The organism is Mesorhizobium sp. CCNWLY176 (assembly GCF_037153935.1).
Classification (GTDB): Bacteria; Pseudomonadota; Alphaproteobacteria; order Rhizobiales; family Rhizobiaceae; genus Mesorhizobium_M; species Mesorhizobium_M zhangyense.
The window spans coordinates 36549-46075 of the sequence record NZ_JBBBDZ010000005.1 but is presented as its reverse complement, the minus strand read 5'-3'; the positions used below and the strand labels follow the sequence as shown (position 1 = coordinate 46075).

Below are 9527 nucleotides of genomic sequence, written 5' to 3'. Positions count from 1 at the left end.
GCGGACCATCTTTTCGCGCAACTCTTGACGTGCCCTCGGCCACTTAATAAGACAAACTTATAATAAGGTGAGCTTAGCATATTCATGCCCTACAGACCCGATCCCGACAGCTTCGGCTTCCTCGTCACCGACGTGGCGAGACTGATCCGCTCCGAAATGGACCGGCGCATCGGTCTGGCAGGTCTCGGCCTCACCGCCAGCGAGGCGCGCACGCTGACGCATGCGGCCCGTGCCGGCGCCGTTCGCCAGAACGTGCTGGCCGAGCGCATGGGCGTCGAGGCCATGACCTTGAGCGGTGCACTCGATCGCCTGGAGGCGCGCGGCCTGGTCGAAAGGCGCCCCGATCCGACCGATCGCCGCGCCAAGCTCGTCCACCTCACGGAAAAGACCGACGAGATACTTTCCCGGATTGCACCGATAAGTGCCGGTATTCGCGCCGACGTTTCGCTCGGCATCGACCCGGACGACTGGAAGCGCCTGATCGATATGCTGAAGACCACGCGTGCCAATCTTCAGGCTATCAAATCCGAAGTGTCCGGCGAAGAGAGCGACGCGGCATGAACATGCAGCCTCCCCTCGCGTCTGCTCCGGTGATGAGCGAGCGTCGCACCGCGCTGATCGGCGCGCTGATGGTCGCCATAGGCCCGGTTTCGATGGCTCTGTTCACTCCTGCCATGCCAGAGATCGTCAATGCTTTTGGTACCACGGAAGCGGCGGTCAAGATGACGATGTCGCTCTATTTCGGTGGCTTCGCATTCGCTCAACTGGTTTGCGGTCCGCTGTCTGACGCTTTCGGTCGCCGCCCGGTTACCATTGCCTTCATGGCAATCTATCTCGCCGGCAGCATTTTCGCGCTTCTGTCCCCGACCATCGAACTGCTGATCGCCGCGCGCTTCCTGCAAGGCATCGGAGCGGCAGTCGGCGTTGCGGTGTCGCGCGCCTTGGTGCGCGATCTTTTCACCCATGAGCGCTCGGCGCGCATCATGAATCTCATTGGCATCATCCTGGCCATCGGACCCGCCTTCGCACCGACGCTCGGCGGCTTCACGATGGAGTTCTTCGGCTGGCACGCGATCTTTCTGCTGATGGTCGCGATGGGCATCGTCATCGTGCTCGTCACAATATTCGCCATGCGCGAAACGGTGATGCGAGACACATCGCGGCTTCGCCCTGTCCAGATCGTTCGCTCTTACGGCTCGCTTTTCAAGAACCAGTATTTCATGCTGTCGAGCCTCACCATCGCGGGAACCTCAGGCGCGCTCTATGCTCAGGCGACGATGCTGCCCTTCATCATGATGGAACGTGTCGGCCTCACGCCGACGGAGTTCGGTGTCGGCATGTTGATCCAGTCACTGAGCTATCTCTTCGGATCGCTCGTGCTGCGTGCTTTTCTTGGCCGCTTCGGCGCGTTCCGCATGGTGCCGATCGGCCTTGTCTTCGTCGGCGTTGCCAGCCTGGCGACCGCGTTGATCCTGCGCCTTATGGAACCGTCCTTCATGGATGTCATGGGGCCGGTTGGCCTCTATGCCTTCGGTATCGCCTTCGTCACGCCGGCGATGAGCACTGCCGCCATGGCGCCCTTCCCGCAGAATGCGGGTGCCGCCTCCGCCATGATGGGCTTCCTGCAGATGGGTTTCGGCCTGCTCGGTGGCGCCTGTGCCGCATTGATCGGCGACCCGGCAATTGCCATGGCCACGATCGTTCCCGTGATGGGCCTTACAGCAATCCTGTCATGGACTTTCTGGCAGCGTCTGCCGGAGCCCGCGCTTCTCGCCAAGCACCGCCACTAAGTCTCAGTAGGCTTCGCAATTCTCGGCAAGACGCATCTGGACATTTTTCGCAATGCGCTCACCTGAAATCGCGAATGTCTCACGCATGAGCACGTGATTGGCCGGGAAATCGTAGCAGGCGAGAACCGTCGTCACGCCGCCCTTGGTGCCTTCGACCCTGTGGCGGACCACGAGGCCGTGGGCAGCCTCCCGCCATTCGTCCAGCGAAGCGAGGAATTCGGGCTTGGACTGTACCACACCAAGGTCGAGCAGTTGCATCTCGGTATCTTCGGCAAGCAGGCTGGAAAGCGCATCCTCGTCAACAGCGACAAGCGCCGCGTACCAACGCTCCACCACCGCCTCATCGGCGAATACGGGAAGGCCGGGAAAAAGCAGGACCGTGGCCAGAAACGTTGCCGTCAGATGCTTGCCTGTCATCCTGTCCTCCGCTCTATCGCCCTGATGAGAGGTGGAAGGATCTCACTCGGCTTCCGGCCGCTCGAAATCGCCGGTTTCGCTGTTCATCACCCAGAGTTCGCCGGTGGAAATGTCGAACCAGGCGCCATGCAGCGTGAGCCTTCCCTTGCCCTCGAGGATTTTCACGCATGGGAAGGTCCGGAGATTGGCAATCGAATAGCGGATCGATATCCGTTCCAGCGAAGTTTGCCGCTCGGCCGCCGTCATCATCGTATTGCTCGAAACGGACTCCGCGGCGGGCGCCAGCAGGCTCATCCACCGTCCGATGAAATCGCCCGGCGAAAGCGGCAGCGCATCGGAATCGAGTGCCGCCTTGATGCCGCCGCAACGGCCGTGGCCCATGACCACGATGTTCTTGACCTTCAGCGCCTGCACCGCGAATTCCAGCGCTGCAGAGGTAGAATGATATTCGCCGTCAGGCGCATAGGGTGGCACCAGATTGGCGACGTTGCGCAGCACGAACAGTTCGCCCGGACCGGCATCGAAGATGATTTCAGGCGCCGAGCGCGAGTCGCAACAGGCAATGACGAGCGTTTCGGGCGTCTGGCCGTCGCGGGCAAGATCGCGATAACGGCTGGTCTCCGTCTGGAAGCGACCGCTCATGAAATTGCGGTAACCGGCGAGCAGCTTTTCGGGAAGATGCGTCATGCCAGACGCATTAGCGATAACGCGGGATGCGATCAACGTGAATCATCGCGTCATACCCAAATGGCCACAAGGATGCCGTGGTCGTCGTGACCGGGCGGATCAGGAAAGGAGATGGCTTCGCCGCGCGCAAAGCGTTCGGCAACCAGCATCACTGCGGCCGCATCGAGAAAATCGTCCTCGGCAGCGCCGCGCGGCGGTACTCGATCGAGAAAGGCGCGTGGCAGGTCGTGGCGAACCAGAAGCGTCTTGCGCTCTTCCATGCCTGCGGGATTGACGCGACCCTTGATCTTCTTGGGCAACGCCATCGCCTGCCGCCCGTTCAATTGCCAGAACGCCACCTCGGGATGAGACTCGACAATTCTGCTTCGTAACGCGGGCCGCGCGATCAGCAACCCGTCCAGCTCTCGTATCTTGGAGAAAATACCGAAGGCCTGGATGGAAACGCCGCGCGGCGGATCGGATGTTTCCCGCGCCACAGCGCTTGCCCGGGCGTGCGCCCCGTACCAGGCTTCAAGCGTGGTGAAATCGGCGGTGTCGGCATAGAGGGCAGCCCGCGACGGGATGGAAAATACGCTCGACTGCCGTTGGCCGAGCAGCGGCCGCACCAGCGTCTCCGGCCCACGTCCACCTCTGGCGGAAAAGGCCGGCAGGCCGATCGGCATATCGACCGCAATTGCAGCGTCAGCAGGAAACGCCTCAAGCAAATCCGTGAATGCCTTGAAGACAGCAGCCTCGGGCTCACCACTGGCGCGAAGCGAAACGGCTACCCAGCCGGCCTTGCAGCCATCGGCGCCGACAACCGTCCGGGCTGCAGGCGAGTTGCTCAAGCCCGGCGGCCCCTGCCGGGATGCATCAGATGGCGAAGCTGCACCATCGCCATGGGGTGCGACAGGCTCTGTGCGTCTGTCTCAAGCTGCAGCTCGTCGCCGCCGCGCTTGGCCGTCCGCGCCAGGATTTCGAACACTGCAGCCGTGGTCGATTGCAGCGCCTTTTCCACCGGCTGGCCGCCAAGCAGCCGCGCCAGGAAAACGGCAGCGGTGAGATCGCCGAGACCGTTGGGCGGCCGCTCGATAATGCGATGCTCTGCCAGCAGCGCAGCATTGGGCGTCAGCAGCAGATTGCCGGTGCTGCCGGCCATCATCGCCGGTGCCGAGGTCACCAGCATCATCTCGGGACCGACCTGCTGGGCTGCAGCCGTCACTGATTTGATGTCTTCCAGCTTGGTGCCGGTCAGCCATTCCAGCTCGTAGCGGTTGGGCGTCGCGATATCAGCGATCGGCAGCAGCACGTCGCGCAAGGCGATCGCCAGCGCCTCAGGCACGTAAAGCCCGCCGAGATCGCCCATCACCGGGTCGCAAATATAGGTCGCTTGCGGGTTTTTGGCGCGCACCGCCTCGACCAGCGAGGCTACAGCCTTCGCCTGCTCTGCATTGCCGAGATAACCTGACAGCACGCCGGTGACTTCGCCCAGCCACGGCGCGCGTTCCAGGTCCCTCATCAGCGCGGAAAACTGTTCCGGCTCCGGCACGATCCTTGTCGCGCGGCCATGGCCGGGATGCCAGGGCAGTATCACGGTCGGCACCGCCCATACGGGATAGCCAAGCGTTTCCAGCGCGAAGACGGCGGCGCGGTTTCCCACCGAACCGCGCACGACATGGCTGGAAATGACGATGACGGCGCGCGGCGCGTCGGCAGTTTCGGAATTCATGAAATCAAGCGCCCCGCACCAGAAACATTACCAGCCAGGCCAGAAGCCCGACGCAGATCACCAACCCGAGCACACGGCCGATGCGCGTGCCGAGATGGTCGACCCAATCCTTTTCATCGACGTCTGCAGCCGAGACGTGATCGCGGGCGCGTTTGACCGTACGCGAAACCAGCGACGAACCGCTGCTGTCGGCCTCGCGCGCAATACGATCGAGAATGCGCCGTGATTCGGCGCTACTGTCCTTGTCCCGGTCTGCCACGTTCCAAATCCTTGTTCCCGCAGAGTCTACCGCGTTCGCATGTCCAATCACAGTCCGGAAGCCGCCTGACATCACGGTTGTTAAGCACCTGGGTTCACAACCCGTTTCCTTATGCGGTGATTGTGATACTTCTTGCGCGTCCGATCATGATCCAGGGGATATTCCATGTTCGCCCAGCGCCTTATGCCATTTCCAACCATCCGCATGCTTCCCGCATTCCTGTTGATGGCGATCGCATTGCCGTTTCTGGCCGGCTGCGGCTACAACACCATCCCCACGAATGAGGAAAAGGCCAAGGCGGCCTGGAGCGAGGTGCTGAACCAGTACCAGCGCCGTGCCGACCTGATCCCGAATCTCGTCGAGACTGTGAAGGGCTATGCCTCTCATGAAAAGGACGTGCTCGAAGGCGTCGTCGAGGCGCGCGCCAAGGCAACGCAAATGACGCTGCCGCCCGAAGCGCTGAACGATCCGGCAAAATTCAAGGCCTTCCAGGACAGCCAATCCGGCCTGACCAGCGCCCTGTCGCGGCTGCTTGCCGTGGTCGAAAACTATCCCGACCTGAAGGCCAACCAGAACTTCCTCGCTTTGCAGGCACAGCTTGAAGGCACCGAGAACCGCATCGCGGTTGCCCGCCGCGACTACATCGAGGCCGTGCGTGTCTACAACACGACGCTGAAGACCTTCCCGTCCCTCATCTGGGCCAAGCTGTGGTTCACCAACAACCAGCCCTTCCAGAACTTCACCGTGCCGGACGACAAGATCGAAGTGCCGGCGGTCAAGTTCAACTGAGGCCAAGAGCGGCCGAGGCAGCCAGGACTGTGTATTCGTTTGATCCGAGGCAGCGATGATTGACGCCGGCGCCAAATGGCAACGCGCTCTTCCGGCTCGCATGGGCCGGCAGGCGCATTTCCTTGTCGGCCTGCTCTTTGCGCTTCTGGCTTTCTGTGCCGTTACCCAGGCCGCCGAGCTGCCGGCCCTGACGGGCCGCGTTGTCGACAGCGCCGGCATGATGAGCCCGGCTGAGCGCGTCGCCCTTGAACAGAAGCTTGCCGCCTTCGAGCAGAAGTCGTCCGACCAGATCGTCGTTGCCACCATTCCCAGCCTCAACGGCGAGGAGATCGAGCCCTACGCCAACCGGCTGTTCCGCGCCTGGGGGCTGGGCCAGGCCGGCGAAAACAACGGCGTGCTGCTGCTCGTCGCCCAGGCCGACCGCAAGATGCGCATCGAAGTCGGCTATGGACTTGAAGGCACGCTGACCGACCTGCACTCGAAACTCATCATCGAAAACACCATGGTTCCGGCCTTCCGCGCCGGAGATTTTTCCGGCGGTATTTCTGGCGCTGTCGACGACATCACCATGGTTCTCGAAGGCAACGCTGCCGAACTCGAAGCCCGCGCCAAGCGCAACCAGAGCGATGATTCCGAGCCGGTCGACATCGCGCTGGTGATTTTCCTGCTGATCTGGGGAACGTTGTTCTTCGGCGGCTTTGCCATAAACATCCTGCCGCCGATGCTCGGCACCAAGATCGGACCCGGCCGCTACAGATGGCTCGGCATGGATTTCAACTATGGCACCGGTTCGGGCAGGTCGTCGCGCGGCGGCTGGACTTCGGGCGGAGGAGGCTGGTCATCCGGTGGCGGTGGCGGCGGCTGGTCGTCGGGCGGCGGCGGTTTTTCCGGTGGCGGCGGCTCGTCCGGCGGCGGCGGATCGTCGGGGAGCTGGTAGATGCGGACGCCGGTACAAACCATGAGCCCCGAAGACCACGCCCGCATCGCCGAAGCGATTCGCGCCGCCGAAAAGGATACGGCCGGCGAAATCTACTGCGTCGTCGCACGCTCCAGCGACAGCTATTTCTTTCCGGCCGGCTTCATGATCCTCGCCACCATCCTGGTCCTCAGCCTCGCCGTTGCGTTCGGGCTCGAATATTGGTGGGTCAGCGTTCGCGCGCCGGTTTTCGTCGCGGCCCAATTGCTTGCAGCCGCAAGCGCGCTGATCCTGCTGTGGCTGGTGCCGTCGGCGCGGATTCTGCTGGTGCCGCGCGGCCTCCGCTACCGTCGCGCCCATGACAATGCCTCAAAGCAATTCCTTGCCCGCAATGTCCATCTGACCACAGAACGGACCGGCGTTCTGATCTTCGTTTCGCTGGCCGAGCGCTATGCCGCGGTCGTCGCCGACGCCGGCATCAACCAGCATGTGCCGCAGGAAGCATGGGACGACGTCATCCGCGAACTCACGGAGCATGCCAGGCAGGACAGGCTGCCCGATGGTTTCGTGCGGGCAATCGCAACGGTGGGCGGCATGCTGGCCACCCATTTCCCGATCAGCACCGACGACGTCAACGAACTCGACGACCACCTGGTCGAGATCTGAAAATCTGTCAGGAGCTTGTGAAAAGCGGGCCATCGGCGATCATCGCTTGCTTGCCATGACCACAGATCAGCGGCTATGGTTAACGAACCATGAAGACGCTGAGCATAGACATTCGGAAGGCCGAACCGCACGACGCAGATGACATCGCCGATGTCCATCATGCCGCGTGGAACGGCGCCTATGCCGGCATCATCCCGCACCGGGCCCTGAACGCGATGATCAACCGCCGCGGCAGCGCGTGGTGGGGCAATGCGATTCGCCGCGCCGCGACCGTTCTGGTGGTCGAGATCGGCGGCAAGGTTGCCGGCTATGCGACGGTCGGACGCAACCGCGCCCGCGACCTGCCGCAGCAGGGCGAGATCTACGAACTCTATCTGCGCCCCGAATATCAGGGCGTCGGCCTGGGCAGCCGGCTGTTTGCCGCGGCCCGTGAAAAACTCGCAGACCATGGCCTGAAGGGCATGGTGGTCTGGGCGCTGGAAGACAACGCCAACGCGGTGGCTTTCTATGCCGGCGCCGGCGGCCGCGATGTCGCCGAGGGCGTTGAAGTTTTCGACCAGAAGGCATTGCGCAAGGTCGCCTTCGTCTGGGACTGACCGGGTCCGAAAGATTCTGTCACACAAAGAGATGTTTGGCGCAGTTGCGCGCAGCGCGCCGGCCCGCTATTCGGTGCGCCGAAACGGAGATTTTCCCACCATGCGCATCGAAGCGATTTCCACGGGCAACAACCCACCTGAAGACGTCAACGTCATCATCGAGGTTCCGGTCGGCGGCGAGCCGATCAAATACGAGATGGACAAGGAATCCGGCACGCTGTTCGTCGACCGCTTCCTGCACACGCCGATGCGCTATCCCGGCAATTACGGCTTCGTCCCGCACACTCTGTCGGGCGACGGCGATCCGATCGACGTTCTGGTCTGCAACACGCGCGCTCTGTTTCCGGGCTGCGTCATCAATGTGCGCCCTATCGGCGTGCTGGTGATGGAAGACAATGCCGGCGAAGACGAGAAGATCATCGCGGTGCCGATGCCGAAACTGACGCGGCGCTACGAAAACGTATTCGAATACAACCAGCTGCCCGAGATCACGCTGCAGCAGGTCCAGCACTTCTTCGAGCACTACAAGGATCTGGAGCCCGGCAAGTGGGTCAAGATCGGCGGCTGGCACGATTCCGCCCGCGCCAAGCAGATGATCTCCGAAGCCGTCGAGCGCGGCAAGGCGTCGAAGGCCTAAGCCTAGTCGACATCGCTTGAAACCAGCCCGCGCCGATTCTATCGGGGCGGGCTTTTTCGTGGTGCGCCTGATCGACGGTGGCGGACGCAGTTACTGTTCCGGTTCCTCCTGCCGGGTGAATTCGGGCAGCGGCACCTCGCCGCTGACCTGAACCCGCTCGTCAGCACCGCAGGCGAAGTCGCGTGCCTGCTCGTCGGCAATCCTTCGCGCCATGTCGTTCGCGGTCGGATTGCCGCTCGCAACCACCAGCCCGACGGCGCAGCTCTTGCCGTCGGTCAACTGCGCCACCCGCGACACCACAAGCACCTCGATTTTCTTTTCCGGGTCTTCCGGATCGCTGACGAGGCGTCGATGGATCGCGGCAAAGGGGATCGCCGTGTCACCCTTGGTCTCGACACGCCATTCGATTTTCGGGCCGACCGAATTGAAGGCGGCGAAACTTTCCCACACCGGCGCCATGTCGCCGGGCGGCGGGAAACCGTAGAAAGCGGATTGGCGTGCATCGTCGTCATAGAGGAGCACCGGGAAGCCGCGGTAACCGGGACAGACGAAATTGGCCCATTGGCCATCGCCTTCGGCAGCCACGGCCACCGTCGCGCAGTCCTTGCCGATGTCGAGATCGGTATAGGCACTCGAAATCTCGTCGGCAAAGGCCGATTGGCAGAAGCCAGCAAGCATCAGGCCGAGAAGCAATGGTTTCAAGGCGAAATCCTCCGGTTGCAGCACGCGCGATGCTAACCCGAACCGCCCTGTCCCGCCAGTTCCTCCAGCCTGCGCACAAGCAGTGCCGGATCGCCCATCACACGAACCATTTTCAGCCGCGAGGTGCCGCCGGCAACGACCGAGACGTCGCCCCGCGCTACGCCGAGGACCGGGCCGAGAAGCTTTTCAAGCGCTGCATTGGCGGCACCCTTTTCCGGCACGGCGCGCACGCGGGCATTGAGATACGACCGTTCATCCGCGCCCGCCGCAACGCCCTCGATGGCATCCCGGGAAGAGCGCGGCGTCAGCCGGACAAAGACATCCACGCCATGCTCATGCGCCCGGAAGAAGCCGGCCATG

General features: G+C 62.7%; 14 protein-coding genes. 7 read left to right on the top strand and 7 right to left on the bottom strand.

Going from position 1 to position 9527, the window contains the following annotated elements; genetic code table 11:
- Positions 1 to 84: 84 nt before the first annotated feature.
- A complete protein-coding gene (locus WBQ96_RS10000) occupies positions 85 to 561 on the top strand; it encodes a MarR family winged helix-turn-helix transcriptional regulator (protein ID WP_336550203.1) in 477 nt (158 codons plus the stop codon).
- Positions 558 to 1790: a multidrug effflux MFS transporter gene (locus WBQ96_RS09995; RefSeq protein WP_336550204.1), complete on the top strand. Its 1233-nt coding sequence runs from the start codon at positions 558 to 560 to the stop codon at positions 1788 to 1790. The genes WBQ96_RS10000 and WBQ96_RS09995 overlap by 4 nt, the downstream gene beginning before the upstream one ends.
- 3 nt (positions 1791 to 1793) lie before the next feature.
- Here WBQ96_RS09995 and WBQ96_RS09990 read toward each other — a convergent pair whose 3' ends face one another.
- The 5 genes from WBQ96_RS09990 to WBQ96_RS09970 are packed head-to-tail and all read right to left on the bottom strand — an operon-like array spanning position 1794 to position 4861.
- A complete protein-coding gene (locus tag WBQ96_RS09990; RefSeq protein WP_336550205.1) occupies positions 1794 to 2207 on the bottom strand; it encodes a nuclear transport factor 2 family protein in 414 nt (137 codons plus the stop codon).
- 42 nt (positions 2208 to 2249) lie between these two features.
- Positions 2250 to 2894 carry a carbonic anhydrase gene (locus WBQ96_RS09985; protein WP_336550207.1) on the bottom strand — a complete coding sequence of 215 codons (645 nt, stop codon included), beginning with the start codon at positions 2892 to 2894 and terminating at the stop codon, positions 2250 to 2252.
- Between the two features lie 50 nt (positions 2895 to 2944).
- Positions 2945 to 3721: a DUF429 domain-containing protein gene (locus tag WBQ96_RS09980; RefSeq protein WP_336550209.1), complete on the bottom strand. Its 777-nt coding sequence runs from the start codon at positions 3719 to 3721 to the stop codon at positions 2945 to 2947.
- Positions 3718 to 4602 (bottom strand): pyridoxal kinase PdxY, encoded by an 885-nt coding sequence (gene pdxY / locus WBQ96_RS09975; protein ID WP_336550211.1) that lies wholly within the window; start codon positions 4600 to 4602, stop codon positions 3718 to 3720. The genes WBQ96_RS09980 and pdxY overlap by 4 nt, the downstream gene beginning before the upstream one ends.
- A 4-nt stretch (positions 4603 to 4606) precedes the next feature.
- Positions 4607 to 4861: a hypothetical protein gene (locus tag WBQ96_RS09970; protein WP_165118112.1), complete on the bottom strand. Its 255-nt coding sequence runs from the start codon at positions 4859 to 4861 to the stop codon at positions 4607 to 4609.
- Positions 4862 to 5026: 165 nt separating this feature from the next.
- Here WBQ96_RS09970 and WBQ96_RS09965 point away from each other — a divergent pair, with 165 nt between their 5' ends.
- The 5 genes from WBQ96_RS09965 to ppa all read left to right on the top strand — a co-directional run bounded on the left by WBQ96_RS09965 (position 5027) and on the right by ppa (position 8465).
- Positions 5027 to 5650 (top strand): LemA family protein, encoded by a 624-nt coding sequence (locus WBQ96_RS09965; protein ID WP_336550214.1) that lies wholly within the window; start codon positions 5027 to 5029, stop codon positions 5648 to 5650.
- 100 nt (positions 5651 to 5750) lie between these two features.
- Positions 5751 to 6587, top strand: coding sequence for a TPM domain-containing protein (locus tag WBQ96_RS09960; RefSeq protein ID WP_336550303.1), 837 nt, complete (start codon positions 5751 to 5753; stop codon positions 6585 to 6587).
- Positions 6588 to 7232 (top strand): TPM domain-containing protein, encoded by a 645-nt coding sequence (locus WBQ96_RS09955; RefSeq protein WP_336550216.1) that lies wholly within the window; start codon positions 6588 to 6590, stop codon positions 7230 to 7232.
- Between the two features lie 89 nt (positions 7233 to 7321).
- Positions 7322 to 7828, top strand: coding sequence for a GNAT family N-acetyltransferase (locus tag WBQ96_RS09950; RefSeq protein WP_336550218.1), 507 nt, complete (start codon positions 7322 to 7324; stop codon positions 7826 to 7828).
- A gap of 100 nt (positions 7829 to 7928) precedes the next feature.
- A complete protein-coding gene (gene ppa / locus WBQ96_RS09945; RefSeq protein ID WP_336550219.1) occupies positions 7929 to 8465 on the top strand; it encodes an inorganic diphosphatase in 537 nt (178 codons plus the stop codon).
- Positions 8466 to 8555: 90 nt separating this feature from the next.
- Here the strand turns inward: ppa and WBQ96_RS09940 are convergent, their stop codons facing one another.
- Positions 8556 to 9167, bottom strand: coding sequence for a hypothetical protein (locus tag WBQ96_RS09940; RefSeq protein ID WP_336550220.1), 612 nt, complete (start codon positions 9165 to 9167; stop codon positions 8556 to 8558).
- A gap of 32 nt (positions 9168 to 9199) precedes the next feature.
- Positions 9200 to 9526 (bottom strand): DUF167 family protein, encoded by a 327-nt coding sequence (locus WBQ96_RS09935; protein ID WP_336550222.1) that lies wholly within the window; start codon positions 9524 to 9526, stop codon positions 9200 to 9202.
- Position 9527: the final 1 nt, after the last annotated feature.

What these genes read in the sequence shown, in the direction of transcription:
- WBQ96_RS10000 (WP_336550203.1), top strand. Translation starts at nt 85, where the DNA reads ATGCCCTACAGACCCGATCCCGACAGCTTCGGCTTCCTCGTCACCGAC.
- WBQ96_RS09990 (WP_336550205.1), bottom strand. Translation starts at nt 2,207, where the DNA reads ATGACAGGCAAGCATCTGACGGCAACGTTTCTGGCCACGGTCCTGCTT.
- pdxY (WP_336550211.1), bottom strand. Translation starts at nt 4,602, where the DNA reads ATGAATTCCGAAACTGCCGACGCGCCGCGCGCCGTCATCGTCATTTCC.
- WBQ96_RS09965 (WP_336550214.1), top strand. Translation starts at nt 5,027, where the DNA reads ATGTTCGCCCAGCGCCTTATGCCATTTCCAACCATCCGCATGCTTCCC.
- WBQ96_RS09960 (WP_336550303.1), top strand. Translation starts at nt 5,751, where the DNA reads ATGGGCCGGCAGGCGCATTTCCTTGTCGGCCTGCTCTTTGCGCTTCTG.
- WBQ96_RS09995 (WP_336550204.1), top strand. Translation starts at nt 558, where the DNA reads ATGAACATGCAGCCTCCCCTCGCGTCTGCTCCGGTGATGAGCGAGCGT.
- WBQ96_RS09950 (WP_336550218.1), top strand. Translation starts at nt 7,322, where the DNA reads ATGAAGACGCTGAGCATAGACATTCGGAAGGCCGAACCGCACGACGCA.
- WBQ96_RS09935 (WP_336550222.1), bottom strand. Translation starts at nt 9,526, where the DNA reads ATGGCCGGCTTCTTCCGGGCGCATGAGCATGGCGTGGATGTCTTTGTC.
- ppa (WP_336550219.1), top strand. Translation starts at nt 7,929, where the DNA reads ATGCGCATCGAAGCGATTTCCACGGGCAACAACCCACCTGAAGACGTC.
- WBQ96_RS09955 (WP_336550216.1), top strand. Translation starts at nt 6,588, where the DNA reads ATGCGGACGCCGGTACAAACCATGAGCCCCGAAGACCACGCCCGCATC.
- WBQ96_RS09985 (WP_336550207.1), bottom strand. Translation starts at nt 2,894, where the DNA reads ATGACGCATCTTCCCGAAAAGCTGCTCGCCGGTTACCGCAATTTCATG.